The sequence below is a fragment of the Nocardioides kongjuensis genome (assembly GCF_013409625.1).
Classification (GTDB): Bacteria; Actinomycetota; Actinomycetes; order Propionibacteriales; family Nocardioidaceae; genus Nocardioides; species Nocardioides kongjuensis.
In genome coordinates this window covers 4,759,683-4,786,561 of record NZ_JACCBF010000001.1, presented here as the reverse complement: position 1 = coordinate 4,786,561, position 26,879 = coordinate 4,759,683, and the positions used below count along the sequence as shown (strand labels likewise).

At 72.9% G+C, this 26,879-nt stretch carries 27 protein-coding genes; 13 read left to right on the top strand and 14 right to left on the bottom strand.

Annotated elements, in window-relative coordinates:
* Nucleotide 1 precedes the first annotated feature (1 nt).
* The 3 genes from BJ958_RS22985 to BJ958_RS22975 all read right to left on the bottom strand — a co-directional run bounded on the left by BJ958_RS22985 (nucleotide 2) and on the right by BJ958_RS22975 (nucleotide 3,260).
* Nucleotides 2-661 carry a hypothetical protein gene (locus BJ958_RS22985; RefSeq protein WP_179729142.1) on the bottom strand — a complete coding sequence of 220 codons (660 nt, stop codon included), beginning with the start codon at nucleotides 659-661 and terminating at the stop codon, nucleotides 2-4.
* Between the two features lie 72 nt (nucleotides 662-733).
* Nucleotides 734-1,372 (bottom strand): MBL fold metallo-hydrolase, encoded by a 639-nt coding sequence (locus tag BJ958_RS22980; RefSeq protein WP_179729141.1) that lies wholly within the window; start codon nucleotides 1,370-1,372, stop codon nucleotides 734-736.
* A 22-nt stretch (nucleotides 1,373-1,394) separates the two neighbouring features.
* Nucleotides 1,395-3,260: a cation:proton antiporter domain-containing protein gene (locus BJ958_RS22975; protein WP_179729140.1), complete on the bottom strand. Its 1,866-nt coding sequence runs from the start codon at nucleotides 3,258-3,260 to the stop codon at nucleotides 1,395-1,397.
* 141 nt (nucleotides 3,261-3,401) lie between these two features.
* Between BJ958_RS22975 and BJ958_RS22970 the strand changes: the two genes are divergently transcribed.
* The 3 genes from BJ958_RS22970 to BJ958_RS22960 all read left to right on the top strand — a co-directional run bounded on the left by BJ958_RS22970 (nucleotide 3,402) and on the right by BJ958_RS22960 (nucleotide 7,217).
* Entirely contained in the window at nucleotides 3,402-4,079 is a 678-nt protein-coding gene (locus BJ958_RS22970; protein ID WP_179729139.1) for a hypothetical protein, read from the top strand.
* Between the two features lie 79 nt (nucleotides 4,080-4,158).
* Nucleotides 4,159-6,069: an ELWxxDGT repeat protein gene (locus tag BJ958_RS22965; protein WP_179729138.1), complete on the top strand. Its 1,911-nt coding sequence runs from the start codon at nucleotides 4,159-4,161 to the stop codon at nucleotides 6,067-6,069.
* A 23-nt stretch (nucleotides 6,070-6,092) separates the two neighbouring features.
* Entirely contained in the window at nucleotides 6,093-7,217 is a 1,125-nt protein-coding gene (locus BJ958_RS22960; RefSeq protein WP_179729137.1) for a TIGR03032 family protein, read from the top strand.
* On the opposite strand, the gene menD is transcribed toward BJ958_RS22960, so the two are convergent.
* The 3 genes from menD to BJ958_RS22945 are packed head-to-tail and all read right to left on the bottom strand — an operon-like array spanning nucleotide 7,214 to nucleotide 10,766.
* Nucleotides 7,214-8,803, bottom strand: coding sequence for a 2-succinyl-5-enolpyruvyl-6-hydroxy-3-cyclohexene-1-carboxylic-acid synthase (gene menD, locus BJ958_RS22955; RefSeq protein WP_179729136.1), 1,590 nt, complete (start codon nucleotides 8,801-8,803; stop codon nucleotides 7,214-7,216). The two genes, BJ958_RS22960 and menD, sit on opposite strands and share 4 nt — an antisense overlap.
* A complete protein-coding gene (locus BJ958_RS22950; RefSeq protein WP_179729135.1) occupies nucleotides 8,800-9,759 on the bottom strand; it encodes an o-succinylbenzoate synthase in 960 nt (319 codons plus the stop codon). The genes menD and BJ958_RS22950 overlap by 4 nt, the downstream gene beginning before the upstream one ends.
* Complete coding sequence (locus BJ958_RS22945) at nucleotides 9,756-10,766, bottom strand: AMP-binding protein (protein ID WP_343052771.1); 1,011 nt, start codon at nucleotides 10,764-10,766, stop codon at nucleotides 9,756-9,758. The genes BJ958_RS22950 and BJ958_RS22945 overlap by 4 nt, the downstream gene beginning before the upstream one ends.
* Nucleotides 10,767-10,803: 37 nt before the next feature.
* On the opposite strand from BJ958_RS22945, the gene BJ958_RS22940 reads away from it, so the two are divergent.
* Entirely contained in the window at nucleotides 10,804-12,105 is a 1,302-nt protein-coding gene (locus tag BJ958_RS22940) for an MFS transporter (RefSeq protein WP_179729133.1), read from the top strand.
* Here BJ958_RS22940 and BJ958_RS22935 read toward each other — a convergent pair.
* Nucleotides 12,095-12,541, bottom strand: a complete 447-nt coding sequence (locus BJ958_RS22935; protein ID WP_179729132.1) for a MarR family winged helix-turn-helix transcriptional regulator — start codon at nucleotides 12,539-12,541, stop codon at nucleotides 12,095-12,097. The two genes, BJ958_RS22940 and BJ958_RS22935, sit on opposite strands and share 11 nt — an antisense overlap.
* Before the next feature lie 55 nt (nucleotides 12,542-12,596).
* Between BJ958_RS22935 and BJ958_RS22930 the strand changes: the two genes are divergently transcribed.
* From BJ958_RS22930 to BJ958_RS22910, 5 genes are all read left to right on the top strand, one after another.
* Entirely contained in the window at nucleotides 12,597-13,571 is a 975-nt protein-coding gene (locus tag BJ958_RS22930; protein ID WP_179729131.1) for a glutamate-cysteine ligase family protein, read from the top strand.
* Nucleotides 13,572-13,638: 67 nt separating this feature from the next.
* Nucleotides 13,639-14,628 (top strand): ATP-grasp domain-containing protein, encoded by a 990-nt coding sequence (locus BJ958_RS22925; protein WP_179729130.1) that lies wholly within the window; start codon nucleotides 13,639-13,641, stop codon nucleotides 14,626-14,628.
* Complete coding sequence (locus tag BJ958_RS22920; protein ID WP_179729129.1) at nucleotides 14,625-15,017, top strand: MAPEG family protein; 393 nt, start codon at nucleotides 14,625-14,627, stop codon at nucleotides 15,015-15,017. The genes BJ958_RS22925 and BJ958_RS22920 overlap by 4 nt, the downstream gene beginning before the upstream one ends.
* A gap of 60 nt (nucleotides 15,018-15,077) precedes the next feature.
* The gene (locus BJ958_RS22915) at nucleotides 15,078-16,367 is read left to right on the top strand and encodes an MFS transporter (protein ID WP_179729128.1); all 1,290 of its coding nucleotides are present in this window, start codon (nucleotides 15,078-15,080) and stop codon (nucleotides 16,365-16,367) included.
* A gap of 10 nt (nucleotides 16,368-16,377) precedes the next feature.
* Nucleotides 16,378-17,259, top strand: coding sequence for a 1,4-dihydroxy-2-naphthoate polyprenyltransferase (locus BJ958_RS22910; RefSeq protein WP_179729127.1), 882 nt, complete (start codon nucleotides 16,378-16,380; stop codon nucleotides 17,257-17,259).
* Nucleotides 17,260-17,307: 48 nt separating this feature from the next.
* Here the strand turns inward: BJ958_RS22910 and BJ958_RS22905 are convergent, their stop codons facing one another.
* Nucleotides 17,308-17,571, bottom strand: coding sequence for a DUF4229 domain-containing protein (locus BJ958_RS22905; protein ID WP_179729126.1), 264 nt, complete (start codon nucleotides 17,569-17,571; stop codon nucleotides 17,308-17,310).
* 82 nt (nucleotides 17,572-17,653) lie between these two features.
* Here BJ958_RS22905 and BJ958_RS22900 point away from each other — a divergent pair, with 82 nt between their 5' ends.
* Complete coding sequence (locus tag BJ958_RS22900; RefSeq protein ID WP_179729125.1) at nucleotides 17,654-17,893, top strand: hypothetical protein; 240 nt, start codon at nucleotides 17,654-17,656, stop codon at nucleotides 17,891-17,893.
* Between the two features lie 12 nt (nucleotides 17,894-17,905).
* Here BJ958_RS22900 and ccsB read toward each other — a convergent pair whose 3' ends face one another.
* The 6 genes from ccsB to hemL are packed head-to-tail and all read right to left on the bottom strand — an operon-like array spanning nucleotide 17,906 to nucleotide 23,809.
* The gene (gene ccsB / locus BJ958_RS22895; RefSeq protein ID WP_179729124.1) at nucleotides 17,906-18,883 is read right to left on the bottom strand and encodes a c-type cytochrome biogenesis protein CcsB; all 978 of its coding nucleotides are present in this window, start codon (nucleotides 18,881-18,883) and stop codon (nucleotides 17,906-17,908) included.
* Nucleotides 18,880-20,478 (bottom strand): cytochrome c biogenesis protein ResB, encoded by a 1,599-nt coding sequence (gene resB, locus BJ958_RS22890; protein ID WP_179729123.1) that lies wholly within the window; start codon nucleotides 20,476-20,478, stop codon nucleotides 18,880-18,882. Before resB ends, ccsB begins: the two co-directional genes overlap by 4 nt.
* On the bottom strand, nucleotides 20,475-21,239 hold the full coding sequence (locus BJ958_RS22885; protein WP_179729122.1) for a cytochrome c biogenesis CcdA family protein: 765 nt from the start codon (nucleotides 21,237-21,239) through the stop codon (nucleotides 20,475-20,477). The genes resB and BJ958_RS22885 overlap by 4 nt, the downstream gene beginning before the upstream one ends.
* Nucleotides 21,232-21,810, bottom strand: coding sequence for a TlpA disulfide reductase family protein (locus BJ958_RS22880; protein ID WP_179729121.1), 579 nt, complete (start codon nucleotides 21,808-21,810; stop codon nucleotides 21,232-21,234). The genes BJ958_RS22885 and BJ958_RS22880 overlap by 8 nt, the downstream gene beginning before the upstream one ends.
* Nucleotides 21,807-22,502, bottom strand: coding sequence for a histidine phosphatase family protein (locus BJ958_RS22875; protein WP_179729120.1), 696 nt, complete (start codon nucleotides 22,500-22,502; stop codon nucleotides 21,807-21,809). Before BJ958_RS22875 ends, BJ958_RS22880 begins: the two co-directional genes overlap by 4 nt.
* A complete protein-coding gene (gene hemL / locus BJ958_RS22870; RefSeq protein WP_218866575.1) occupies nucleotides 22,499-23,809 on the bottom strand; it encodes a glutamate-1-semialdehyde 2,1-aminomutase in 1,311 nt (436 codons plus the stop codon). The genes BJ958_RS22875 and hemL overlap by 4 nt, the downstream gene beginning before the upstream one ends.
* 222 nt (nucleotides 23,810-24,031) lie before the next feature.
* On the opposite strand from hemL, the gene BJ958_RS22865 reads away from it, so the two are divergent.
* The 3 genes from BJ958_RS22865 to BJ958_RS22855 all read left to right on the top strand — a co-directional run bounded on the left by BJ958_RS22865 (nucleotide 24,032) and on the right by BJ958_RS22855 (nucleotide 26,877).
* Complete coding sequence (locus BJ958_RS22865) at nucleotides 24,032-25,255, top strand: lytic transglycosylase domain-containing protein (protein WP_179729118.1); 1,224 nt, start codon at nucleotides 24,032-24,034, stop codon at nucleotides 25,253-25,255.
* 153 nt (nucleotides 25,256-25,408) lie between these two features.
* A complete protein-coding gene (locus BJ958_RS22860) occupies nucleotides 25,409-25,954 on the top strand; it encodes a dTDP-4-dehydrorhamnose 3,5-epimerase family protein (protein WP_179729117.1) in 546 nt (181 codons plus the stop codon).
* Complete coding sequence (locus BJ958_RS22855) at nucleotides 25,951-26,877, top strand: Gfo/Idh/MocA family protein (protein ID WP_179729116.1); 927 nt, start codon at nucleotides 25,951-25,953, stop codon at nucleotides 26,875-26,877. Before BJ958_RS22860 ends, BJ958_RS22855 begins: the two co-directional genes overlap by 4 nt.
* The last annotated feature ends 2 nt before the right edge of the window (nucleotides 26,878-26,879 follow it).

The window sequence follows — 26,879 nt, the reverse complement described above, 5'->3', positions numbered from 1 at the left end:
GTCAGGCCTTCCCGGTGAGCTCGAGCACCTTGTCGACGTACGACGCGACCTCGTTGGGCGTCAGGCCGTTGGTGTAGAGGTCGTAGGTGAGCCCGTCGACCTCCTTGCGGCACTGGACGCGGTAGTCGGCGCCCGTCGGCTTCTGGCCGGTGGGCGTGCCGGCGGTCTGGTCGACCGGCTCGTTCCAGGCGACGGCGCAGTGGCTGCCGTGGATGACCTCGAGCGTGTAGTGCGAGCCCGACTCGTCGACGACGAACGGACCGCTCGGGTTGACCAGGCCGGCGTCGCCCGGGATGACCGTCACCGCGATCTGCGCCGGGATGGACTGCGAGGAGGCGGACGCCGCGGGCACGTCGATGTAGGCACGGACGGCGGCGGCGTCGTACTGCTTGACCAGGATCTTGCGGGTCTCCGCCTCCGACTTGGCGGCGCGGTCGGTGAAGGTCTTGATCTGCGCGGCCTGGTCGGGCGAGGTCGCGCCCGCCTGCTCCGGCGTGATCGCCTGGAGCGCGACGAAGCGGTTGTCGAGCTTGGTCGGCAGCGTGGGCACCGCAGCCGGGTCGTCGACGACCTTCGGCAGGCCGACACCGAAGCCCACGGCTCCGGCGAGGAGGAGGACGCCGGTGGTGGCGCCCACGACGGTGGATCGAGCGATCGGCATCAGGCCATCATGCCGGGTCGACCTGAGCGTCTGCTGACCGGGCCGCTCAGAGAGATCGGGTCCTGGCCCGGATCAGAGGTCGGTGCCGTCGGCCAGTCGCGCGTACTCCTGGCCGGCGGCCTCCAGGAAGCGGCCGAACTGCGCGTCGGCGACGCCGAGCCCTTCGGCGGAGAACACCCGGTCGTGGATCGCGACGTTACGGGCCGCGCCGACCTCGCGCGCGAAGTCGACCCCCTCGGACACCCGCATCCAGGGCGCGCACACGGGCGCCAGGAGCACGTCGACCGGCACGCCCGGCGGGGTCAGCGCGTCGCCCGGGTGGAAGACGGTGCTCTCCCCCGCGGTCAGCAGGTAGCCGCTGTTGTGGAAGCGCGGCAGCTCGGGGTGGATCACCGCGTGCAGCTCCCCCACGGCACGAACCGCGATGTCGCCGATGGTCCAGGTCTCGTCGGGCGCGACCACGGTGACCCGCTCGAGCAGGTCGGGCGCGTGCTCACGGATCTGGGCCGCGACCGCGTCGATGGTGAAGATCGGCGCATCCGTCGCACGCAGGTGCTCGGGGGCGTAGTGGTCGGGGTGCTCGTGGGTGATGAGCACCGCGTCGACGCCTTCGACGCACTCGCGCTGGCTCCAGGAACCGGGGTCGAGGACGAGCGTCGTGCCGGCGTGCTCGAGCCGGACCGCGGAGTGGCCGAACTTGGTGAGGCGCATGGCGCCACGGTAGTCCTGCGGCTCAGCCGGTCTGGTGGTGGACGTAGCACCAGCGCCAGTCCTCGTCCGGCTCGACCGAGCGCATGACGGGGTGCTGGGTGGAGCGGAAGTGGGCGGTCGCGTGCCGGCTCGGGGAGGAGTCGCAGCAGCCGACCTGGCCGCAGGACAGGCACATCCGCAGCGCGACCCAGCGGGTGCCCTCGGCGAGGCACGCGGCACAGGCCGGCTCGTCGGGCGGGTCGAGGAGCGGGGCGTGCGCGAGGTGCTCGCACCCGTCGTAGCGCTGGACGCGGCTGGTGTCGCGCAGGTCGGCACGGGCGGCCTCGGCCGCGTCGAGCATCGACTCCTCGACGTCGAGCATCGCGAGCACCTCGCTGACGATCTCCGAGGGCACCGACCCGGTGGACCGGATCTCGAGGACCCGGCGGCGCTCGGCCTCGATCATCTCGCCGCGCCAGCGGGAGTAGAGGTCGCTCGGGCTCTCCTCGCCCGCGGTGGTGCCGAGCCGCTCCCAGGCGGCGAAGTTGCGCTGCTCGATCCGCTGGACGATCAGGGCTCGGACCTGGTGGGGGTCGTCGCAGTCGGCGGCCAGCTCGTCGAGCCGGTGGATGCCGGCCTTCGCGGCCTGCTGCAGCAGGGTCGCCCGGGCGAGGGCGTCGTCGTGCGGGTCGGGCGAGGGCACGTGCAGCCTGCGGGCGATCATCGGCAGCGTCAGCCCCTGGCCCAGCAGGGTGCCGGCCACGACGGTGAAGGCCACGATGAGCAGCACCTCCCGGTGGGCCGTGTGCTCGGGGACCGTGAACGCCGCGGCCAGGGTGACCACGCCGCGCATGCCGGCCCAGCCGATGAGGAACGAGTAGCGCCACGAGCGCTGCTCCCCGGTCACCGGGTCGGGGCCGTGGCGGAAGAGCAGCGCCTGACCGGCGAAGACCCACACCATCCGCAGCACGACGACGGCGACGAAGGCGGCGGCGCAGGCAGCCGCGACGGTCCCGACCCCGAACTCGCTCTTGCCGACCTCGTTGAGCAGCCAGTCGGCCTGCAGGCCGATGAGGAGGAAGACGGTGTTCTCCAGGACGTAGGCGATCGTGCGCCAGTTCATCCGCTCCGCGATCCGCGACTGCGCGGTCTGCAGGACCGGCGCGACGTGCCCGAGCGCCAGGCCGGCCACCACGACCGCGACCACGCCGGAGGCGTGGATCTTCTCGGCCACGATGTACGCCGCGAACGGGATCACCAGCGAGATGGCGGTGTCCATCAGGGGGTCGGTGACCTTCTTGCGCAGGAAGCCCACGGCCACGAAGGTCAGCGCGCCGACGGCCACGCCGCCCCCGGCCGCGATGACGAAGTCGCGGCCGACCTGCCAGGCGGTGACCGTCGTACCGATGGCGGTGACGGCCGCCCGCAACGCCACCAGCGCGCTGGCGTCGTTGAACAGCGACTCACCCTCGAGGATCGTGACGATCCGCCGCGGCAGGCCGATCCGACGGCCGATCGCGGTCGCGGCGACGGCGTCGGGCGGCGCGACGACCGCGCCGATGGCGAGCGCCAGCGGCCACTCCACCTCCGGGATGACCATGCGGATGACCGCCGCGACACCGAAGGTCGTGAAGGCGACCAGGCCCACGGACAGCAGCAGGATGGGGCGTCGGTTGGCGTTGAAGTCGACGAGCGAGGTGTTGACCGCGGCGGAGTAGAGCAGCGGCGGGAGCAGGCCGAGCAGCACCACCTCGGGCTCGAGGCGCAGCTCCGGCACACCCGGGACGTACGACGCCGCGACGCCGACCACGACCAGCGTGAGCGGTGCCGGGACCTCGACGTGCTCCGAGATCGCGGTCACGGCGAGCACCGTGGCCGCGATGGCGACGAGCAGGAAGGCGATCTCCACGGGTCCGTCCTTGTCTGGGTGGCTGGTCGCACGGCTTGCACGCCCAACCTAGGGGGCCACGCGCGGATTCCCGTCACCAGGAACATGGCGGATTCGCGGATTCGAGTTCGCGTCCGGCACGCCGCACCTACGATCCCGGGCATGCCCACGCTCCGACCGAACCGCCGCTGGATCGCCGCCGCGATCGTCGTCCTGGTCGCCGTGGGCGCGCTGGCCTGGGTGCTCCAGCGTGACGACACCGACGCGACGTCGACCGCTCGGTCGACCTCGGACGTCACGTCCACGCCGACGGCGGGGCCGAGCGAAGGGCTGTCGGGCACGACACCCGGCCCGCAGGCGTCCGGGACCGATGCCCCCGCCGGCACCCCGACCGGCACGCCGACTGGCACCCCGACCAACAGCGCGGGCGGACCGGCCGACGGCCGCGGCCCCGGAAAGGCCCGGGGCAACGGCGGCCGATCCGGCCAGGGTGGCAGGGCCCCAGGAGCGGCCGAACCGAGTGGCGTGGCGTGCTGGGGTGGCTCACAGCGCGCTCCGCTGTCGCCGGTCACGGATGACGCGACCACGACGGAGGTCCGGCACCAGGTCGGTGCCAACCTGCAGCTGCTGCGCGAGATCTCACCCCCACCGGCGCTTGCGCAGGACGTCGAGGGCCTGCGCAGCTACTACCGCCGCGTCGGTCAGGTCGTCGGCACGGACGGCCGGGAGGGCCCCCTCGAAGCCGAGGACAAGGACCGGATCGAGCAGCTCACGGAGGACGTCTACGCGCGGTTCGCGCCGGCCCTCGTGGACTTCCTGAGCCACCGATGCGGATCCTGACTAGACCGGAACGCCGCCACAGGTAAAGATTTCCGGGACTTTCGTCCTGCCCGTGCGCGGCATCACTACCTTCGCCCGCATGAGCATGGGGCAGCGTCAGGCACGCGAGAAGTCGATCCAGCGCCGGGCAGCGCAGAAGGCCGAGCGCAAGCAGCGCCGCCGCCGCCTCCGCCAGGCCAGCGCCCGGTCAGGCGCTGCTGTCGCGGTGACCGCTCTCGGCCTGTCCGGGCTCGGCATGGCGCCCGCCCTCGCCGCCTCGACCGACCCCCACGTCGTCGCCGACATCCGGCCCGGCACCGACAGCAGCTACCCGGGCGACAAGGCCGTCCTCGGCAACACCGTCTTCTTCGCCGCCTCCACCGACGGCGGCGGGACCGAGCTGTGGAAGTCGGACGGCACGTCCGCCGGCACGGTGCTGGTCAAGGACATCTACCCGGGTTCCTACACCGACACCTACACCGACGACGGCGGTGTCGTGCACACCTACACCGAGCCCAACAGCTCCGGGCCCAGCGGTTTCGTGGCGCTCGGCGGCAGCGTCTTCTTCTCCGCCTACGACCCGGACCACGGCCGCGAGGTCTGGAAGACGGACGGCACCCCGGCAGGCACGGTGCTGGTCAAGGACATCAACCCGGGGCCGGCTGGCTCGTCCTACGGCTATGGCGAGTACTACGGCTCGTACGGCAACGAATTCGCGGTTGCCAGCGGGACCCTCTACTTCGCCGCGAACGACGCCGACCACGGCCAGGAGCTGTGGAGGTCCGACGGCACGACCGCCGGGACCGTGCTGCTCAAGGACATCACCCCTGGGACCAGCACCTCCACCTACACCGACGACGAGGGCGTCGAGCACACCTACACCTGGCCCAACGGCTCCAGCCTGGCCGACTTCTCCGCCGCAGGCACCACGCTCTTCTTCTCGAGCTGGGACGAGACGACCGGTCGCGAGCTGTGGAAGTCCGACGGCACGGCCGGCGGCACCGCGTTCGTGAAGGACATCTATCCCGGGACCTACAGCTACACGGAGACCTGGACCGACGACGAGGGCGTCGAGCACACCGAGACCTTCACCTACCCCAACAGCGCCGGCCCACGGCCAGTGTCCGCCATCGGCAACACGCTGTTCTTCTCGGCCGACAACGGGACCAACGGCCGTGAGCTGTGGAAGTCCGACGGCACCGCGGTGGGCACCACGCTGGTCAAGGACATCTACCCCGGGACCACCACCTACACCTACACCGACGACGAGGGCGTCGAGCACACCGACACGTACACGAACCAGTCCGACCCGCACGGTCTGGCCTCCGCGGGTGCGACCTTCTACTTCTCCGCACGCGACGACGCCCACGGCCGCGAGCTGTGGAGGTCCAACGGCACCGCGGCCGGCACCGTCCTGGTCAAGGACATCAACCCGGGAGCGGGGAGCGGCACGTACTCGTACTCCCACTCCTCCGGCGCCGGCGCGATGATCGGCAGCACGCTCTTCTTCCGGGGCTACGACCCGGACCACGGTGGCGAGCTGTGGTCGTCCGACGGCACTGCCGGCGGCACGGCACTGGTCCAGGACCTCTACCCCGGCACGTACACCTACACCTACGACGGTCACACCGAGACCTACCCGAACTCCTCCTCGCCCAACGGGTTCGCCGCGGTCGGCACGGCGTTGTTCTTCACCGGATCCGACGCCGCGCACGGACGCGAGCTGTGGGTGCGCGGGATCGCCGACCCCGGCACGGGCGGGACCGGCGGGACCGGCGGGACCGGCGGCACGGGCGGGACCGGCGGTGCCCCAGCCGTGAACCCGGCCTGCGCACCGGCGACCACCGCGTCCGCCGATGCCGCCGCAAAGGTGACCAAGGCCAAGGCCAAGCTCAAGAAGGCCAAGAAGTCGCACAACGCGGCCAAGATCAAGAAGGCCAAGGCCAAGCTCAAGAAGGCCAAGGCGGCCGCCGCGGCCGCCGCCGCCAACCAGGCCGCGTCCTGCAGCTGACGGGACCGGTGCAACACTCTGCCATGCCCACGAGTGCGGACATCGAGGACGCCACGGCGAGCGACAGGCCCGCGGGGAAGGACATCGGTACGCCGGTGTCCTGGACCCACAGCGCGTCCTTGCCGGAGATCCTGACGAAGGCCGGGTGCTCGCTGCTGGTCTCCACCTACCAGGCCGGCCAGCTGGTCGCGGTCGGAGTGGACGACGGGCGGGTCAACCTGTCCTTCCGGCACTTCGACCGGGCGATGGGAGTCGCGGTGGACCCGGCCGACGCGCCCAGTGCAGCCGGGCGCACCGGCCCGGGCCTCACGGTGGGCTCGAAGAACCAGGTGTGGTCGTTGCGCTCCTTCCCCGACATCGCCCGCCGGCTCCCCGGTGCGCGGTACGACGGCTGCTACCTGCCGCGCAGCTCGACCTTCACCGGCCCCGTGCAGGGACACGAGATGGTCTGGGGACGCGACGCGGACGGCGCACCCGAGCTCTGGATGGTGAACACCGCCTTCTCCTGCCTCGTCGGGCTCACGGCTCCCGAGCGCGCGGAGCACAACTTCGTACCGCGCTGGCGCCCGCCGTTCATCACCTCGCTGGCCGCCGAGGACCGGTGCCACCTCAACGGGCTCGCGCTGCGCGACGGCCGGCCGGCGTACGTCAGCCTGATGGCCGCCACCGACGAGCCGACCGGGTGGCGCCGGTTGCCGAAGGCCAGCGGCATGGTCCTCGACGTCGCCTCGGGCCAGCCGGTGACCACTGGGATCGTCATGCCGCACTCGCCGCGGTGGCACGACGGGCACCTCTACGTCCTCAACTCGGGGATGGGTCACCTGCAGCGCGTCGACCTCGCCTCCGGGCGCCGCGACGTCGTCGCGGCCCTGCCCGGCTACGCCCGCGGGCTCGCGATCCACGACGGCCTCGCGTTCGTCGGGCTCTCGCGGATCCGGGAGACCGCCATCTTCGGCGAGGTCCCCCTCGCGGAGTACCACGACCAGCTCAAGTGCGGCCTCGGCGTCATCGACCTGGCGACCGGGACGACCGTCGCGACCTTCGAGTTCACCACCGCCGTCGAGGAGATCTTCGACGTCCAGGTGCTGCCCGACGTCCGGTGCCCCGCCCTGAGCGGTCCGGACACCGGCGAGATCTGGATCGCCTAGAGGCACCGGATCCGCAGGTCCAGGTCACGACGTCCTGCGCGGGACACGACGGCCTCGACGACCTCGATGCCGCCGTTGGGGCTGGCCAGCGCCTGCTCCAGCTCCGGGCGCGAGGTGACCCGCAGGTGCGGGATCCGGGCGGCCGCGCAGAGGCTGGCGAGGTCGTGGCCGTGCGGCGTGCCGAAGAGCCGCTCGAAGGACGCCGCGTGCTCGGGGGCGCCCTGCTCGAGCATCGAGAAGATCGCGCCCCCGTCGTCGTTCGGTACGACGATCGTCAGGTCCGGGCGGGGTTCGTCGGGTCCGAGCACGAGCGCGGTCTGGTCGTGCAGGAAGGTCAGGTCGCCCATCAGGGCAAGGTTGCGCGTGCCGTCGGGCCGACCCAGCGCGGCGCCGATCGCGGTGCTGATGGTGCCGTCGATGCCGGCCAGACCACGGTTCGCGATCACCTTGCGGTGGGTGCCGACCGAGGGCGGGCGGGCCATGATGTCGAGGTCGCGGATCGGGCTCGAGGCGCCGACGACGAGCAGGCCCCCGGCGGGGAGGGCGGCGTGGGTGACCGCAGCGACGTCGTACGGCGTCAGTGCGGGCTGCTCGGCCAGCAGCTGGTCGATGCGCCTGCCGAGCTCGCGGTCCGCCGTGCGCCAGGCGTCGAGCCAGGCCGGGTCGTCCGGCTGGTCGCCGGCCCAGGTCGGCCCGTCGATCGTGCGGGACCCGTCGGGACGCACCGGCCACACACCGGGGCCGGGCACGACGAGCACCTCGACGTCCGCGCGCTCGAGGAGCCGGGTCACCGGCCGGGACAGCGTCGGCCGGCCGAACACCACGACCCGCTCGATGCGGGCCCCGAGGTCGGTGCCGAGCAGCAGGCGGTAGGTGCGCAGCGCGTTGTCGCCGGTGCGCGAGCCGCTGGACGGCTCGGCGAGCAGCGGCCACCCGGCCGTCTCGGCCAGCTGCCGCGCCCGCTGGCTCGCGTCGTCCCCCGCCACCACGACCGTCCGCGGGCCGGGCTGCAGCGGACTGGGACCGCGCCTCGTGCGCTCCGGTCGCGACTCCGGCTCGATCGCGGCCAGCTCGCACGGGGTGCGCGCCGCGGGCGGCACGAGCGGGGTGTCGAGCTGGAGGTTGAGGTGGACGACGCTGTCCCACGGGACGGGCACGGCCGCGAGGTCGGCGACCGCGGCGATGTCGTACGTCGACACGAAGCCGCCGAAGATGCCGACCTGGTCGGTGGTCTGGTTGGCGCCGGTGCCGCGCAGGCGGGCAGGGCGGTCGGCCGAGACGACGACCAGGCCGACGCCGGCGTGCACGGCCTCGAGGACGGCCGGGTGCAGGTTGGCGACGGCGGTGCCGGAGGTGGTCAGCACGGCGGCCCGGGCGCCCGACTTCGTCAGGCCGAGCGCGAGGAAGCCGGCCGTGCGCTCGTCGATCCGCGTGTGCAGCCGGAGCCCTCCGGCCTGCGCGGCTGCCCACAGCGCCATCGCCAGCGGGGCGTTGCGCGACCCGGGCGCCACCACGACCTCGCTCACGCCGGCTCGCCGGAGCCGGTCGACGAGGGCGTCCGCGAGCGCGAACGAGCTGTCCGTCATGGACGCTGATCCTTCCGCACCGCCCGCACCTGCGCGAGCCGGGCCTCCCAGTGCGCCACCCGCTCCGGCGCGGCCGCGAGGGCGTCGAGCCGCGCCGCCTCGACCGCAGGTCGTACGACGGGCAGGGCACCGCCGACCGGCAGCAGCGAGTCGTCCACGACGTCGCCGGTGAGCAGCTGCACCGTGGCGAGACCGCAGGCGTACGGCAGCTCGGGCAGGGCGGCCGCGAGCGCGACGCCGGCCGCGATCCCGACGGAGGTCTCCAGCGCGCTGGAGACCACGACGGGCAGGCCGATCCGCTCGGCGATCTCCAGGCACGCGCGGACCCCGCCCAGCGGCTGCACCTTGAGCACCGCGATGTCGGCCGCGTCGAGCTCGCGCACCCGGTAGGGGTCCTCGGCGCGGCGGATCGACTCGTCGGCCGCGACCGGCACGGACACCCGGCGCCGCACGAGCGCGAGGTCCTCGACGGACGCGACCGGCTGCTCGGCGTACTCCAGGCCGCCGGCAGCCCGGTCCAGCCGGCCGATCGCGGCGACCGCCTCGTCGACGGACCAGCCGCCGTTGGCGTCGACGCGGATCCGGCCGCCGGGGCCGAGGGTGTCGAGCGCGTCCCTGACCGCCTCCAGCCGGGCCTCCTCCTCGGCGAGGACCTGTCCGGGCTCGGCGACCTTGACCTTGGCGGTCCGGCAGCCGCCGGCGAGCACGATCTCGTGCGCCCGCTCGGGCCCGACCGCCGGCACGGTCACGTTGACCGGGACCCGGTCACGCAGGGGTGCCGGCCACAACCCCGCTGCCGCCTCCTCGGCGCAGCGCAGCCACGGCTCGGCCACCTCGGGCGGGTACTCCAGGAACGGGCTCCACTCCCCCCACCCCGCCACGCCGGGCAGCAGCGCCGCCTCGCGGAGCGTGATCCCGCGGAACCGGGTCCGCATCGCGATCGAGACGACCCTCATCGCCCCACCTGCACCAGCGCCAGCAGCGCCTGCCGGTCGGTCTTCCCGTTGGCCAGCAGCGGGATCGCGTCCAGCCGGACCAGCTGACGCGGCGCCCAGGCACGCGGGTGCGCGGCGCCCACCCAGTCCCGCAGCTCCTCCAGGTCGGCCGTGCCCACGACGAAGGCGACGACCCGGTTGCCCCACTCCGGATCCGGTACGCCGAGCACCTCGGCCGCGCTGACCCCAGCATGCCCGCGGAGCCTCTCGGCCACCGCCGGCCCGGGCACGTTGAGCCCACCCGTGACGATCACGTCGTCGACCCGCCCGATGACGACCAGCCGTCCGTCCTCGTCGAGTCGGCCGGCGTCGGAGGTCAGGAACCAGCCGCCGACGAGCACCTCAGCGGTCAGGTCCGGGCGGCCGTCGTACCCGGTGAAGAGGGTGGGCCCGGCGATCCGGATCCGGCCGCCCTCCCCCAGCGCCACGGCGACCCCGTCGAGCGGCATCCCGTCGTACACGCAGCCGCCGGCGGTCTCCGCCGAGCCGTAGGTCGCGACGACGTGCACGCCGGCGTCCGCGGCCCGCGCGCGCAGTGAGGCGCCGATCGGGCCGCCGCCGAGCAGCACCGTGTGCGCCCGCCGCAACGCCTCCAGGTCGGGCTCCGAGGAGAGCATCCGGGTCAGCTGCGTCGGCACGAGCGAGACGAACCACCCGTCCCCGGTCGGCCACCCGTCGCGCTCGAGCAGCGTCGGCTCGTGGCCCGCGACCAGCGAGCGGACGACGACCTGCACCCCCGCGACGTACGACGGCGGCAGGGCCAGCACCCACGGCCCGCTCGCGCCCAGCCGCGCGGCCGAGGCCCGGACGGACGCCAGCACCGCGGCCCGCGGGACCCGCACCCGCTTGGGCTGCCCGGTCGACCCGGACGTGGCGACGACCAGGTCGACGTCGTCGGGACCGTCGAGCCAGGCACGCGCCTGCGCCACCACGCTGACAGGCGTTGCGTCGGGCGACCAGAAATCCACGCGACAGACGCTAGTCCCCGGCGAGATCATGTCCGTGATGAGCACTCCTCTCTCGGGCGATCCGCGCGGGTTCTTCGCCCGCCTGATGCCACCTGCCGGTCTCCCGCGACGACTCGCGACCCAGGGCATGGTCTTCGCGCTCGGCGAGAGCGCGTTCATGACAGGCAGCGCGGTGTTCCTCACGAAGGTCGTGGGCATGTCCGCGGGTCGCGCCGGCCTGGCGCTGACGATCATGGGCATCGCGCAGTTCGCGTTCTCCTACCCGGCGGGCCGGATCATCGACCGCGTCGGGCCCAAGCGGATCTGGGCGGCGCAGGCGGTGGCCCGCGCGCTGGTGTTCCTCGCGCTGCCGTTCGTCGACGGCTTCGGGCAGTACGTCGTCGCGGCCGCGCTGATGGGCGCCTTCACCGCCTTCGGCCGGTCGAGCCACCAGGCCTACGTCTACGACGTGCTGCCGCCCGAGACCCGGGTCCAGACACAGTCCTACATGTACTCCTGGCTCAACATCGGCCACACCTTCGGCGCCCTGGTCGGTGGCCTCGCGCTCGCCACGGGCAGCCTCGAGGTGATCCGGTGGACCCCGGTGGTCACGGCGGTGCTGATGGTGCTCAACGCCGTGGGCATCACCCGACTGCCCGCCGCGCCGCACGACCTGCGGGTCTCCAGCGGCGAGGCCCGCGTCCGGCCCTCCGGCCCCGGACCACTGCGCAACGTCGGCTGGATCCTCACGACCTTCTTCCTCGGCGTGATGTGGACCAACCAGATCCTGCTCAACGTCGTGATCCCGCTGTGGCTGGTCGAGGCCACCGACGCGCCGCAGGTCCTGCTCGCCTGGCTGTTCGGCACCAACACGGTGCTGTGCATCTTCCTGCCCGCCTACACCTCCAAGGGCGTGCGGACCCTCGACGACGCCCTGCGCTACGTGTGGATCTCCTCGGCCTTCTTCGTGACCTCGTGCGTCATCACGATGATCACCCACTCGACGGTCGGCCTGATCACCATGCTGCTCGTCTGGCTCGGGCACGTGACCGTGACCGGCGCCGAGCTCGCCATCTCGGCGGCCAGCTGGTCGTTCGAGGCCGAGCTCTCCGACCCCGACCGGCGCGGGGAGTACCAGGGCGTCCAGGAGGTCGCCGGCGCCCTGGGCTTCCAGTGGTCGCCGGCGGTCTACACCTTCCTCGCCCTGACCTGGGGCGCCGAGGGGTGGCTGGTGATCGCCGCGATCATCCTCGCCGCCTCGATCGGGCTGGGGCCCTCGGTGCGGGCGGCACGCCGCTTCGCCGAGCGGAACTTCCGCTCGGTCGACGACGGGGAGCACGCGCCCACGGTCACGGCGTGAGCAGCTCCCGGACGCGCGCGAGGACGCGGCGTGCGGCCTCGTACTCCGCCTCGCCGAGCTCGTCGCGGAACATCCGGTCGAGGGCGTTGATGTGGTCCATGCCGGCCTGGGCGACCTGCCTGCCGTAGTCGGTGTAGGTCACCAGCTTCGCCCGGCCGTCCGTCGGGTCCGGGACCATCTCGAGCATCCCCAGCCGCACCATGTCGCGGACCACCTCGCCCATCGACTGGCGGGTGATCCCGGCCCGGGCGGCCATGTCGGCGGCGCGAGCGCCCTCGGGCGGCAGGGTCGCGAACACCGCGTTGTGCGACGGCGCGACCTCGGCGAACCCGGCGCGGTGCGCACCGGCGACCATGTCCGCTCGCATCACCCGAGCGGTCTTGTCGACGAGCGCGATCAGCGGCTCCCGGTCCGGCCGGATCAGTTCTCTTGACATATCGACAGGTTACCTTCCATTATCGACAGGCAGCCTTACATTATCAGGAGATGCCATGGATGCACGATCGATCCGGTCCGCAGTGGCCCGGCTGTTCCGCCCGCAGCTGCCCGGCAGCACCCGGACGGTGCGGGTCGCCGTCGAGCAGGAGCTCTTCGCGATGGGCCTGTTCAGCGGTGGCAGCGTCGCGCCGGCGCGGGTCCGCGAGGCGACCGCAGGCCGCTGGTACGCGCCGTGGTTGAGCTTCGAGCCCGGCGGCCAGGTGGAGCTCAGCCTGCCGTCCGCCCCGTCACCCGACGCCGCCGCCCGGCACCTCGCCGAGGTCACCGACGCGCTCGGGCGCGACCTCCAGCCGCACTCGATCGTCCTCGACGCCCGGCCGGTCCGTCGCTGCGAGCCGGCCACGCCGCGACGCCTGCGCACCCCGCGGTACGACGCCATGGAGCGCCACCTCGACGCGGTCGGCCCGGCCGGACGCCGGATGATGCGGTCCACCGCCTCCACCCAGGCCTGCCTGGACTGGTGGCCGGGTTCCGCCGGCGTCGAGCAGTGGCGCGTGCTGCTGCTCGCCGGCCCGTTCCTCGCCGCCGCGACCGCGCGCAGCACCGGCCCCGATGGCCGGCTCACCACCTGGCTGTCGGTCGACCCGGGGCGCACCGCCTTCGACGACCGGCTGCTGCACGGCGAGGACCCGGTCACGGCGTACGCCTCGTTCGCGGCCGGGGCCACCGACTTCCTCGGCGCGGGCGTCGAGGCGCACCTGAGCACCCTGTTCCCGCCGGTGCGCCCCCGCGGGCGCTACCTGGAGGTCCGCTTCCCCGACGCCCGTCCGGCCCGCGAGGTCGCCGACCTGCTGCACGGCCTCGCCCGCCTCCTGTACGACGACGAGCACCGTCGCGCCGCCCTCGCCTCGCTCTCCGGCGAGCGCGACCGGCTCGCCGAGCACTGGGCCGACGCCGCCGCGGGCACCTGCGACGCCGGGCGCGGGCTGGCCCTGCTGGCCGGCTCCACGCGGAGGGCAGCGGCGTGAACCACCCCACGAAGTCCTGCGCCTGGCCCGCTGCGCTCCCCCGGCACACGACGTCGCGGGGACCCCGGTGAGCATCCTGGTCGTCGCCGACCCGTGGGCCGGCCTGGACCCGGCGGTCGACGCGACCGTCGGCCTGGTCGCCGCGGCCCAGGACCTCGGCATCGCCGTCCGGGTCTGCACGCCCGAGGACCTCGAGGTGCGCGCCGGGCGCGTGGTCGCCCGGGCCGCCCCGGTGACGATCGGGCCGCGCAGCCGCGGGGGCGACCACCGGTGGCGGGTCAGCAGCCCCTGGTGCCACGTCGGGTCACCGGGCACGGTCGACGTCGCCGCCACCGCCCAGCTCGTGCTGCTGCGGATCGACCCGCCGGTCGACGCGCGGTACCTGCACACGACCTACCTCCTCGACCTGGTCGAGTCCGCCGGCACCCGCGTCGTCAACCGACCGGCGGGCGTGCGGGCGCTGCACGAGAAGCTGGTCGCACTGCGCTTCCCGGAGCTGTGCCCACCGACCCTGGTGAGCCCGGATCCCGAGCAGGTACGGCGGTTCGTGGCCGAGCACGGCGCGGTGGTGGTGAAGCCGGTCGACGGCTTCGGCGGTCTCGACGTGTGGCTGCTCCACGACGACGCGGCCGCCCGGGCGCTGGCCGAGTCGGCGACCTCCGGCGGCCGGCGGCACGTGATCGCCCAGGCCCACCTCGGTGCCGTGTCCCGCGGCAACAAGCGGCTGTTCCTCGTCGACGGCGAGCTGATCGGAGCGGTGCTGCGGCACCTCGAGCCCGGTGACTTCCGGATCGGTCCGCCGTCCGCGCCCGCGAGCGTCGACGCCGCCGACCGGCGCATCGTCGCCGCGGTCGCCCCGCTGCTCGCCCGCCACGGCATCGCCGTCGCCGGCCTCGACGTGATCGACGGCCGGCTGATCGAGGTCAACGTGACCTGCCCCGGCGGCACGAGCAAGACCGACGCCCTGCTGGGCACCGACCTGTCCGGCGCGACCCTGCGCCGGCTCCTCCCCCACGTCCTCCCGCACGTCCTCCCGAGAGAAGAGGCCATCGCATGAGCACCATCGTGATCACCTGCATCGCCCTGATGGGCATCCTGCTGTTCGTCCTCGGCGCCAACGTCACCCGGCACCGGGCGATCCGGGGCGCGGAGGGGCCGCAGATGCCGACCGACCCGGCCGACCGCCTGCTCATCGCGCAGCGGGCGCACGGCAACGCCGCCGAGTACGTCCCGACGCTCGTCGTTCTCCTCGTCGTCTGCTCGACACTGACCGACGGATGGTGGCTCGACGCGCTGGCCGTCGCCGCCACCACGGCCCGGTTCGTGCACGCCTTCGGCATGCTGACCTGGACGCTCGCCGCGCACGGCCCGGTCCGCGACTCCGGCGCGATGCTGACCTACCTGTCCGGCGTCGCGCTCGGCGTGACGGCACTCGTCGCGATGTGACCCGGATCCCCCGGAAGTCCTTCGACACCCGGCGGGCGCGGGGCATAGGTTCTCCTCTCGATGCCCACCCTTCTCTCGGACCGGGTCGCCCGCCTCGCCGGACCCACCCCGCTCGTCCGCCGCCTGTCCGGCCAGTCCGTCCTCTCCGCCTTCGGCGACGGGGTCTTCCTCACCGGAAGCGCGGTGTTCTTCACGCAGATCGTCGGGCTCTCCGCGGCCCGGGTCGGCCTGGGCCTGTCCGTCGCGGGCCTGGTGACCTTCCTGCTCGCCGTACCACTGGGCAAGCTCTCCGACAGGTACGGCGCCAAGCGGGTCTGGGCGATCGCCTCGCTGGTCGAGGCACTGCTCTACCTGGCCTGGCTGACCGTCGGCGGTCTGCTCACGTTCATCGCGATGATGATCGTGCTGGAGAACGTGACGTCGGCGAGCCGGTCGGCCCGCAACGCCTACCGCTTCGACGTCTTCCCGCGCGAGGAGCGCGTCTCCTCCAACGCCTACTTCCGCGCGGCCCGCAACGTCGGCTACACGCTCGGCGCACTGCTCGCCGGCATCGCCCTGGCGACCAACGACGACCACGTGATCCGCGCCGTGCCGGTGGCGACCGCCGCACTGCTCATCCTCAACGCCACCCTGGTCTCCCGGCTGCCCTCCGTCGCACACCACGCCGAGGAGGCACCGCTGGAGGAGGTCCTCGACACGGCCGTGGACGGCGTGCGCGGCGACCGGCGCAGCGCACTGCGCAACAAGGGCTACGTCGCCATGGCGGTCTGCGGCGGCGTCCTCGGCACCCACCAGGTGCTGCTCAACGTCGTGATCCCGCTGTGGCTCGTCGAGGAGACCGACGCACCGCACGTGCTGCTGGCGTGGCTGTTCGGCACCAACACGGTGATGGCGGTGCTGCTGCAGGTCGCCGCCGCCCGCGGCGTCACGACGGTGGCCGACTCGCTGCGCGCCCAGCGCCGCGGGGCGTTCTTCTTCGTGCTGTCCTGCGGGATCGTGCTGGTCACCCACGACACCGTCGGCTGGGTGACGATCGCGCTGGTCTGGATCGGCCACGTCACGGTGACCGGCGCCGAGCTGTTCCAGTCGGCCGGCGAGTGGGGCCTGCAGGCCGAGCTGTCCGATCCCGCGCGGCGCGGCGAGTACCAGGGCGTCTCGCAGCTCGGCTACACGCTCGGCACGGTCTGGGCCCCTGCGGCGTACACCTTCCTGGCCATGGAGTGGGGCACCCCGGGCTGGCTCGTGATCGCCGGGATCGTCCTGGTCGCGGCCGTGCTCATCCACCCGGCCGCCCGCGCCGCCGAGCGGCACCTGACCCGGCTGGACGCCACCGCGACCCAGCCTGCTTGAATCGACCGCTATGGCCACTGCAGCGCACTGGATCGCGGGCGCCCGCATCCGCACCCTCCCGGCCGCGGTCGCGCCGGTCGTCGTCGGCACCGCCGTCGCCGTGTACGACGACCGCGGCGTCTGGTGGAAGGCGCTGCTCGCCGCCGTGGTGAGCCTGGCCCTCCAGGTCGGGGTCAACTACGCCAACGACTACTCCGACGGCATCCGCGGCACCGACGACGAGCGGGTCGGCCCGCTGCGCCTGGTGGGCTCCGGCCTCGCCAGCCCGGGCGCGGTCAAGCGCGCGGCCTTCCTGTCCTTCGGGGTCGCCGGCGTCGCCGGCCTGGTCCTCGCCGCCACCACGTCGTGGTGGCTCCTGCTCGTGGGCGCGCTCAGCGTGCTCGCCGCCTGGTACTACACCGGCGGCAAGAAGCCCTACGGCTACCTCGGCCTGGGCGAGGTCATGGTCTTCGTGTTCTTCGGCCTGGTCGCCGTCGTCGGCACCACCTGGGTGCAGACCGAGCGGTGGGGGACCAGCGGCTGGGCAGCCCTCGCCGCCGGCACCGGTGTCGGGGCGCTGGCCTGCGCGATCCTGGTCGCCAACAACCTGCGCGACATCCCCACCGACGAGGTCGCCGGGAAGATGACGCTGGCCGTGCGGCTCGGCGAGCGTCGCACGCGTGGCTTCTACGCCGTCCTCGTGGGCCTGTCCGCCGCAGCGGTCGTCGTGCTCGCGGCCGTCACCACCTGGTGGGCCCTGCTCGGCCTGGGCTTCCTGCTGCCCGCCGTCGCGGGCGCGCGGATCGTCCTCGGCGGAGCCCGCGGCCCCGCGCTGATCCCGGTGCTGCAGAAGACCGGTGTGGCCGAGCTGGTCTGGGCCGTGCTGGCCGGCGTCGGCCTGGTCGTGGGCTGAGGAGGAGCGAGCGGAGCGGAGGAGCCGAGGCTCTCCGCGCCACCCGGCTCAGTCCTCGCCGTCCTCCTTGGACCGCATCTCCTCGTACTTCTCGGTGATCCGGCCCGCGCGGTTCTCGACCTTCGCCGCGAACGCCGAGCGCTGCCGCTCGAGCAGGACGTAGGACGCGACACCGCTGACCAGGAAGGCGATCACGATGACCCACAGCACGTTGACGGTGTCGGCGAGGAGCAGCCAGACACCGCCCACCACGCAGAACGCACCGACGAACAGGCCGGCCCGCAGGGCCGTGTAGATCCAGAACTCCTTCACGCGTCCAGCCTAGGCCGCAGGAGACGGGAGAAGGTCATCGGGACGGGGCACGATCTCACCGCCCACGTCCTACTCTGGAGACGTGAAGCTGTTGCTCGTCGTCCTCGTCTTCGCGGCCGTGACCTACCTCGCGGTCCGCTGGCTGCAGGACCACGGGAACGGCGACCAGCCGGCGCGGCGTCGTACGCCGAAGCCGCACCCGCCGACGCGTCCCGTGGCCCCGGACGACGACGAGGGCTTCCTGCGCGACCTCGAGTGGCGCCGCCGCCAGCAGGAGCGGCACCGCGACCGGCCGCAGCCGCCGGACTCCCCCGACGTCTGAGGCCCGGCCCCGTCAGGGGACGATGCGCTCGGCCGCGTAGGAGTGCTGGCTCGTGGTCGAGAAGTAGTTGATGCCGATGAAGTTGAACCACAGCGTGGCGACGCCGACGAGCGCGAGCAGGGCGGCCTTGCGGCCCTTCCAGCCGGCGGTGGCGCGGGCGTGGAGGTACCCGGCGTAGACGACCCAGGTGATGAACGCCCACACCTCCTTGGGGTCCCAGTTCCAGTAGCGCGACCAGGCCTCGTGCGCCCAGATCGGCCCGGTGATGAGGACGGCGAAGGTCCACACCGGGAACGCGAACGCGTGGACGCGGTAGGCGAGGCGGTCGAGGGCGTCGAGCTGCGGGACCCGCTCGAGCCAGCGGCTCAGCGGGCGCTGCGCGGCGGCCGCGCGGCGCTCGGCACGCATCCGGACGAGGTACATGGCCGAGGCGATGCCGCCGAGGGTGAAGGCACCGGTGGCGGTGATCGCGGACATCACGTGGATGACCAGCCACGGCGAGTTGAGCGCCTCGGTCAGCGGTGCGACCGCGTCGTAGAGCCAGATCACGGCGACCATGAGGGTCGCGACCACGAAGCCGACGACGAGCGGGCCCATCCAGCCGAGGCCGAACCTCCTGTAGAGCACGACGTACAGCAGGGCGACCACGAAGGTGCCCGACAGCGTGAACTCGTACATGTTGCCCCAGGGCACCCGGTTCGGGTCCGCGGCCATGCCGCGCCCGACCAGCGCCACGAAGTGGGCGGCGACGGCGATCGAGGTGAGCAGGATGCCGAGGCGGCCGAGGAACGCCGTCCGCGCGGCCTCGGGCTCGGGCTCCGCCGCCCTCGGTGCGTCGGTCGCGGCTCCGGCGCCCACCAGCTCGCGGTCGGCCGCCGGCTGGCGCAGCGAGGCCCACTCGGCCAGGTAGACCACCAGGGCCAGGAAGTAGACAATGCCGGCCGTCGCGACGGCCTGGTTGCTCAGCGTCTCCCACGCGGTGTTGCTCATGACTGCCTCACGATCTCGGGTTCCTCCTGGAGCTGGTCGAGCACGGCGGCGAGGACCTCGTCCATCTCACCATTGCCGGAACGGTCGAGCACGGCGACCTCGACCAGGGTGCCACTGCCGTCCCCGTCGGTACCGGCCGGCACTGCCCGGACCCACACCCGGCGGGGCCGGATGAAGAGCGAGCAGCACAGGCCGATGAGCGCGAGGATCACGCCGGTCAGCGCGATCCCCTTGCCGGGGGTCTGGCTGATCTGGACCCGGATCCACGGGTCGACCCGGTCGAAGGTCACCGAGCCGAGCCCGTCGGGCAGCTGCAGGGTGTCGCCGGGCTGCAGGTCGACGCGCAGCGGCTTGCCGTCGGCCTTCTTGATCTGCGTCGCCTTCGCCTTGTCGAGGACGTAGACCGACTGCGAGCGACCGTCGTCGAGCCCGAGGTCGCCGGTGTAGGCGAGCATCGACAGGGTCGGGTTGAGGTCGTCGCCGAAGACGGTGACCGGGTTCCCGTTCTGCATCTCGAAGCTCGGGAAGAACAGGCCGTCGAGCCCGATCTGGCCGGGCTTCGCGGTCGGGCACTTCACGACGCCGTACGACAAGAAGCTGGCGTCGCGCGGCAGGAAGACGGTCGGACCGGTGCAGACGACCTCGCCGGAGCCGTCGCGGATGGTGATCACCGGCGCGTAGCCGTGGCCGATGAGGAAGACGTCGGTGCCGTCGACCTCGAGCGGGTGGTTGACCTTGAGGTCGTAGTCCTGCGGCTTCCCGTCGCCGACCCGGTAGGTCAGCCCGGCCTCGAACTTGCGGGCCTGGCCGAAGCGCGGTCCCTTCTTGAGCCAGTCGACGGAGAACTTGTCGACCGTGAACCGGAAGTTCTTCATCTGGTCCTGGCGGAACAGGCCACCGGGCTTGAAGTCGTCGTACTGCGTGAGGTTGTTGCTGAACGTCGTGCCCTGCACCAGGATCACGCCGCCCTGGTAGCCCCACAGGCTGCCCATCGCGACACCGGCGAGCACGATCAGCAGGGACAGGTGGAAGACCAGGTTGCCGGCCTCGCGGACGTACCCGCGCTCGGCGGAGACGAAGTCGTCGTCAGCGCCGGTCCTGCGGAGCCGGTGGCGGCGGCCGAGCACGCGCCGGGCCTCCTCGAGCACCTCGGCCGGCGTCCGCTCGGTCGTGTACGACGCCTGCACCGGCATCCGGCTCAGGTGCCGCGGCGCCGCGGGCGGCTGGGCGCGCAGCGCGCGGTAGTAGACGAACAGGCGCGGGATGATGCAGCCGACCAGCGAGAGCACGAGCAGCAGGTAGACCGCCGAGAACCACGGCGAGCTGTAGACCGAGAAGAGGTCGAGCTTCTCGTAGACCGGCGTCAGCTTCGGGTGCTCGTCCTTCCAGCGGGTGACGGCGAGCGAGTCGACGTCGGCCTGCGGGATCACCGATCCGGGGATGGCAGCCAGCGCGAGCAGCAGGAGCAGCAGCAGGGCGGTCCGCATCGAGGTGATCTGCCGCCACGTCCACCGGCCCAGCTCGCGCGCGGTCAGCTCGCCGGGCCTGCGCTCGTCGGTACGGCGCTCGGGCGTACGGCGCTCGGTGCCGCTCATACGGCGGTCTCCCCGAAGGCGACGGTGCGCAGCTGCGCCCACTGGACGAGGTGGTCCCACCAGCCGGTGACCATCAGCAGGCCGATGGCGACCAGGAACAGGCCGCCGACCCGCATCACGACCGCCTGGTGGCGGCGTACCCACTTCAGTGCGCCGACCGTGCGGTTGTAGGCCAGCGCGACGACGACGAACGGGATGCCGAGGCCCAGCGCGTAGCACAGAGCGAGCAGCGCGCCGCGGGCAGCGGTGCCGCCGTCGGCGTAGGTGAGGTTGAGGATGACACCGAAGGTCGGCCCCACGCAGGGCGTCCAGCCGATCGCGAACAGCGCGCCGATCAGCGGCGCGGCGCCGAGCCCGACGCCGGGCAGCCTGTGGATGCGTACGTCGCGCTGCAGCCACGGGACGAGGCCGGCGAAGACCAGGCCCAGCACGATCAGCACCGCGCCGAGGACGATGGTGACCACGTCCTGCCAGCGCTGCAGCTGCGAGGCGAGTCCGCCGAAGGCCGTACCGGCGAAGACGAAGACGACCGCGAAGCCGAGCACGAAGAGCACCGACCCGAGCAGCATCCGGCCACGGCGCCGGCTCGCCTCACCGGCCGCCAGGTCGGCACCGGACAGGCCGGTGGCGTACGACAGGTAGCCCGGCAGCAGCGGGAGCACGCACGGGGAGAAGAAGGAGACCAGACCGGCGATCATCGCGACCGGGATGGCGATGCCGAGCCCGCCGACCATGGCCTGCTCGCGGAACCACTCACCCATCGGACTCCGCCAGGGTGTCCTCGACGACGCTGGTCAGCGTGGTCCTCGACGGGATCGGCCCGTTGATCAGCGCGGCGACCCGGCCCTCGCGGTCGAGGACCAGTGTGGCCGGGGGCGCGTACGGCGCGTACTTGCCCATGTCGAGCAGGGTCTCGCTGCCGGGGTCGTAGAGCGAGGGGTAGTCGACGCCGCGGTCCTTCTCGAACGCGGCGGCGGTCTCGGGGGCGAGGTCGCGGATGTTGATGCCGACGAAGGCGACCTGGTCGGGCTGGTCCTTGCCCAGCTCGTCCTCGGCCTCCACCAGCATCGGCATCTCGCTGCGGCAGGGGCCGCAGCCGGACCACCACACGTTGAGCACCACGACCTTGCCGCGCAGGTCGGCGATGTCGAGCGGGTCGCCCTGGATCGTCTTGCCGCTGATGTCGAGCGGCGGCTGCCGCTCGCCGTCCTTGACGAGGACGACCTGCTGGTCGCCGTTGATGTACTCGAGGTCGCCGGTCCCCCCGACCCGGGAGCACCCGGACGCGAGGAGGACCACGCCGAGCAGGACGGCGACAGCGGTGCGTCTCATGCCGAGGGCGTCCCCTCGGGCCGGTTCTCCTCCGGAGCGTCACCGGCGGAGAACGGCGCGGCGATGTCGCCGGTCGGGATCAGGTCGATGGCGGGCTCGGCGTAGGAGATCTCGACCAGCTCCTCGCCGGCGAACCCGAACGACGTGATCGAGCACAGCGTGCACTGGCGCTTGCGCGGGTCGTGGAGGAAGGAGCGCTTCTCCGCGGCCAGCCGGGTGGTCCAGATCGGCAGCTGGTGGGAGACCAGCACGGCCTCGTGGCCGGCGGCGTCGCGGCGGGCGTCGTGGACCGCCGCCATCATCCGCGCGACGATCTCCCTGTAGGGCTCACCCCACGACGGCTTGAACGGGTTGTAGAGGTGGCGCCACAGCAGCGGGTTGCGCAGCGCGTTGTTGCCCTTGCCGAAGGTCAGGCCCTCGAACCGGTTGGCCGACTCGATGACCCGCGCCTCGCGGCCGACCTCGAGGCCGAGCGCGGAGGCGAGCGGCGCGGCGGTCTCCTGCGCGCGCTCGAGCGGCGAGGAGCGGATGACGGTGATGTCGTTGCCCTTGAGGGCCTCGGCGACCCGGTCGGCCATCGCGCGGCCGCGGGTGGAGAGGTGGAAGCCGTCGCGGCGGCCGTAGAGCACGCCCTCGGGGTTGTGGACCTCGCCGTGGCGGACCAGGTGGACGATCGTGTCGGGGGTGCTCACAGTGCTGCTCCGTAGGTTGCAGCGGCGGCGCGGGCGGCCACCGGGAGGGCGTCGAGGACCCGCTGGACGGCGCGGTCGTCGTGCGACGACGAGACGAACCACGCCTCGAAGGCCGACGGAGGAAGGTGCACGCCCTGGTCGAGCATCGAGTGGAAGAGGGCGGCGTACGCCGGCACGCTGGTGGCCTGCGCCTGCGCGAAGTTGGTCACCGGGGCGTCGGTGAGGAACACCGAGAACATCGAGCCGGTCGACTGGATGACGTGCGGGAGCCCGGCGGCGGTGAACGTCTCGGCGATCCCGGCGCGCAGCGCGCCGGCGACGACGTCGAGGCGCGCGTAGACCTCGTCGGTCGCGGCGGTGAGCGTGGCGAGGCCGGCGGCGGTCGCGACGGGATTGCCGGCGAGGGTGCCGGCCTGGTAGACGGGACCCTCGGGTGCGAGGTGGGCCATCACGTCGGCGCGACCGCCGAACGCCGCGGCGGGGAAGCCGCCGCCCATCACCTTGCCGAAGGTCATCAGGTCGGGGACCCAGCCCTCGACCGCGCCGTCGGTGCCCCACTGGCCGGCCTTCGAGACCCGGAAGCCGGTCATCACCTCGTCGCTGATGAACAGCGCGCCGTGGGCGCGGCAGGTCTCGGCGAGGAACTTGTTGAAGCCCGGAGCAGGCGGGACGACGCCCATGTTGCCCGGCGCGGCCTCGGTGATCAGGCAGGCGATCCGGTCGCCGTGCTCGGCGAAGACCGCCGCGACCGCCTCGCGGTCGTTGTAGGGCAGCACCAGGGTCAGCTCGGTGGAGCTCGCGGGCACCCCCGGGGTGCCGGGGATGGAGAAGGTGGTCAGGCCCGAGCCCGCCGCGGCGAGCAGCGAGTCGACGTGACCGTGGTAGCAGCCGGCGAACTTCACGACCACGTCGCGGCCGGTGAAGCCGCGCGCGAGCCGGATCGCCGACATCGTCGCCTCGGTGCCCGAGGTGACCAGGCGCAGCCGCTCGACCGGGGTGCGCGCGACGATCGCCTCGACCAGCGCCACCTCACCCTCCGTCGGGGTGCCGTACGACGTCCCGCGGCCCACGGCGGCCTGGACGGCGTCGAGCACGGCGGGGTGTCCGTGGCCGAGGAGCATCGGCCCCCAGGAGCAGATCAGGTCGACGTACTCGTTGCCGTCGACGTCGGTCAGCCACGGCCCGGAGGCCGAGCGGATGAAGCGCGGCGTACCGCCGACGGCGTTGAACGCACGGACCGGCGAGTTGACGCCACCGGGGGTCACGGCACGGGCCCGGGCGAAGAGGGCCTCGGAGGTCGAGGTCAGGGGTGCGGACACCGCGCCATTGTCGCCGATGGGTCCCAATGGCCCTCATCCCGGCCACCTGTCTTGTGCGCCACGCCCATAGCACGTTCACCAACTTGTGTGCGGGATCATGTGACACCCGTAACGCGGGTGTGTCACGATTCGTTGACTCGGTGCACAGGTGGGCACTGAGGGAGAGCCCGCGCGAACGGGGCCACTCGTGGCCAGGGGAGAGAGTTACACATGTCGAGGAAGCGTCTGGGGCGGCTGCAGCGCGTCGCCACCATCATTCCGCTCGCCTTGCTGTCCGCAGCGTGGACCGCGTCCGTCGCCGGCATCGGCGGGATCGGCTCGCCGGTCCAGGCCGCCGAGACGCCCGGTCAGGTGACCGACGGCACCAGCGTCCCCGAGGAGTCCATCGAGGACCCCGCGAGCCTCTCCGACCCGGCCTCGATCGAGGGACTCGAGGACGGCAACGAGGCGGGCATCGTCTCCGCCGCGTCCACCAACGCCATTCCTGCCGCCGCCCTGGCCGCCTACCAGCGCGCCGAGACGGTCATCAACTCCGCCGACGAGTCCTGCAACATCACCTGGCAGCTCATCGCCGCGATCGGTCGCGTGGAGTCCAACCACGGCCGCCACGGCGGCAACGTCCTCGACAACGACGGCGTGGCCACCCCGGGCATCTACGGCCCGGCGCTCGACGGCCAGGCCAGCACCAAGGCCATCTCCGACACCGACGCGGGCGTCTACGACAACGACACCCAGTGGGACCGCGCGGTCGGCCCGATGCAGTTCATCCCGTCGACCTGGCAGGTCGTCGGCGTGGACGCCGACGACGACGCCGCCCGCAACCCGCAGGACATCGACGACGCGGCCCTGGCCGCCGCCGTCTACCTCTGCTCGGGCGACGGCGACCTCTCCACGGTCGTCGGCCAGCGCGCCGCGGTCTACCGCTACAACCACAGCCAGGCCTACGTCGACCTGGTCCTCAAGATCATGAACGCCTACCTCGCCGGCGACTTCACCTCGGTGCCGAACAACTCGACCGCCGCAGGCTACGTCGTCCCCGAGCCGCCGAGCTTCGACGTCCGCGGCCCCGGCAAGTTCAAGAGCGGCAAGGGCGCCAAGGGCACCTCCACCGGCACCCCGTCCGCCGACCCGACCGTCCCGGCTCCGCCCGTGGACAACGGCGGCAACGGCGGCACCGGTGGCGGCAACGGCGGCGGCACGGGTGGCGGCACCGGTGGCGGCAAGACCCCGTCGGCCCCGGCCCTCCCGCCGCTCCCCGCCCCGCTCGACACCGTCGACGACGGCGTCGGCGCGGTGACCTCCAACCTGATCAGCGGCGTCCTGGGCCTGCTGACCAGCCAGCAGGCCGCGACCCAGTGCCGCGACGAGTTCCCGAAGCTGACCCAGTCGGTCCAGCTGCTGAACTGCCTGCTCAGCTACGGCCTCAAGCCGTAGCCCCACGCACGACCCGCGAGAGCCCCGGAACTGCCCCCCAGCCCGGGGCTCTCGTCTTTCCACCGGCCTCACCGGCCGTCTCGAAAGCCGCCCGGGCACCTCGCCCACCGGCTACCGTGGCCCGCGGCGTCGACCGAGGCCGGAGGAGGAGACGTGGTGGTCACGACCGAGGACACCGTGCCGGCCGGCGTGCAGGTCGTGGACCTCACCGCCCACGCGGACGAGCGAGGTCAGTTCGTGGAGGTGTTCCGCGACGAGTGGCCGCTCGACGTCCGCCCTGTCCAGTGGAACGCGGTCCGTTCCCGTGCGGGCGTGCTGCGCGGGGTGCACGTGCACGTCACCCACCACGACTACCTCACCGTCCTCGCCGGCACCCTGGTCCTTGGTCTGCACGACCTGCGCCCCGACAGCCCGACCTCGGGGCGGTCCACGCAGCTGACCATCGACGCCGACCAGCCGACGGCCGTCGCGATCCCGCCCGGCGTGTGCCACGGCTTCTGGTTCCCGGTGCCGAGCGTCCACCTGTACGGCGTCGACCGGTACTGGAACGTCGCCGACGAGCTCGGCTGCAGGTACGACGACCCCGCACTCGGCCTCGACTGGCGGCTGGACTCTGCTCCGCTGCTGTCCCGGCGAGACCGCGAGGCACCGGACTTCGCGACCATGCGCTCGGCGTACCTCTCCGGAGCCGAGCGGTGAGCGCGCCCGTCGTCGGCCTCGTCGGCTTCGGCCGCTGGGGACGGTTGATCTTCCGGGACCTGCGGGCGCTCGGCGCCGAGGTGCACGTCGCCGTGCCGTCGGAGGCCTCACGGAAGGCCGCCCTCGCGAGCGGGGCCGCCTCGGTGGTGCCCTCGGCCGGGGAGCTCCCCGACGCCGACGGGTACGTCGTCGCGCCGGTCACGGTGCGCCATGCCGAGTGCGTGCGCGCACTGCTCCCCCGCGACCGCCCGATGTTCGTCGAGAAGCCGCTCACCGCGGACCCGACCTCCGCCGCAGAGCTGGTCGCGGCCGCCGGCGAGCGGATCTTCGTGATGGACAAGTGGCGCTACCACCCGGGCGTCGTCGAGCTCGCCCGACTGGCCCGCAACGGAGCCTTCGGACCGATCCGCAGCATCACCAGCCACCGGCTCGGCTGGGGCAACCCGCACCGCGACGTCGACGCGGTGTGGATCCTGCTGCCCCACGACCTGTCGATCGCGGTCGAGATCCTCGGCCGCGTACCCCAGCCGCGGTTCGCGGTCGCGCCCGATGCCTCGGGCACCGGCCTGCTCGCGGTCCTGCGCGACGACGACGGACCGCTGGTCACCTGCGAGGTGTCCGCCGACCACCCGGTGAACCGTCGCACGGTCGTCGTGGTCGGTGAGCACGGTTCCGGCCAGCTGGCCGACTCGTGGGACGACCGGATCGTCCTGGCCGGCACCGTCGACGGGGTCGAGATCACCCCCGAGACCCGGGAGCGACCCGTCGGCGCGGACCTCCCGCTCGAGGCGGAGCTGCGGGCCTTCCTCGACCACCTGGCGGGCGGCCCGCCGCCCCGGTCCAGCGCGGGCGACGCCCTCGCGGTGGTCGGGGCCATCGCCACCCTGCGGACGATGGCCGGGCTCCCGGGAGCGACCGGGTGACC

Bases quoted from the DNA above. Each gene is read 5' to 3' on its own strand.
- BJ958_RS22985 (WP_179729142.1), bottom strand. From the start codon at position 661: ATGCCGATCGCTCGATCCACCGTCGTGGGCGCCACCACCGGCGTCCTC.
- BJ958_RS22980 (WP_179729141.1), bottom strand. From the start codon at position 1,372: ATGCGCCTCACCAAGTTCGGCCACTCCGCGGTCCGGCTCGAGCACGCC.
- BJ958_RS22970 (WP_179729139.1), top strand. From the start codon at position 3,402: ATGCCCACGCTCCGACCGAACCGCCGCTGGATCGCCGCCGCGATCGTC.
- BJ958_RS22965 (WP_179729138.1), top strand. From the start codon at position 4,159: ATGAGCATGGGGCAGCGTCAGGCACGCGAGAAGTCGATCCAGCGCCGG.
- BJ958_RS22960 (WP_179729137.1), top strand. From the start codon at position 6,093: ATGCCCACGAGTGCGGACATCGAGGACGCCACGGCGAGCGACAGGCCC.
- menD (WP_179729136.1), bottom strand. From the start codon at position 8,803: ATGACGGACAGCTCGTTCGCGCTCGCGGACGCCCTCGTCGACCGGCTC.
- BJ958_RS22950 (WP_179729135.1), bottom strand. From the start codon at position 9,759: ATGAGGGTCGTCTCGATCGCGATGCGGACCCGGTTCCGCGGGATCACG.
- BJ958_RS22940 (WP_179729133.1), top strand. From the start codon at position 10,804: ATGAGCACTCCTCTCTCGGGCGATCCGCGCGGGTTCTTCGCCCGCCTG.
- BJ958_RS22935 (WP_179729132.1), bottom strand. From the start codon at position 12,541: ATGTCAAGAGAACTGATCCGGCCGGACCGGGAGCCGCTGATCGCGCTC.
- BJ958_RS22930 (WP_179729131.1), top strand. From the start codon at position 12,597: ATGGATGCACGATCGATCCGGTCCGCAGTGGCCCGGCTGTTCCGCCCG.
- BJ958_RS22920 (WP_179729129.1), top strand. From the start codon at position 14,625: ATGAGCACCATCGTGATCACCTGCATCGCCCTGATGGGCATCCTGCTG.
- BJ958_RS22915 (WP_179729128.1), top strand. From the start codon at position 15,078: ATGCCCACCCTTCTCTCGGACCGGGTCGCCCGCCTCGCCGGACCCACC.
- BJ958_RS22910 (WP_179729127.1), top strand. From the start codon at position 16,378: ATGGCCACTGCAGCGCACTGGATCGCGGGCGCCCGCATCCGCACCCTC.
- ccsB (WP_179729124.1), bottom strand. From the start codon at position 18,883: ATGAGCAACACCGCGTGGGAGACGCTGAGCAACCAGGCCGTCGCGACG.
- resB (WP_179729123.1), bottom strand. From the start codon at position 20,478: ATGAGCGGCACCGAGCGCCGTACGCCCGAGCGCCGTACCGACGAGCGC.
- BJ958_RS22885 (WP_179729122.1), bottom strand. From the start codon at position 21,239: ATGGGTGAGTGGTTCCGCGAGCAGGCCATGGTCGGCGGGCTCGGCATC.
- BJ958_RS22880 (WP_179729121.1), bottom strand. From the start codon at position 21,810: ATGAGACGCACCGCTGTCGCCGTCCTGCTCGGCGTGGTCCTCCTCGCG.
- BJ958_RS22865 (WP_179729118.1), top strand. From the start codon at position 24,032: ATGTCGAGGAAGCGTCTGGGGCGGCTGCAGCGCGTCGCCACCATCATT.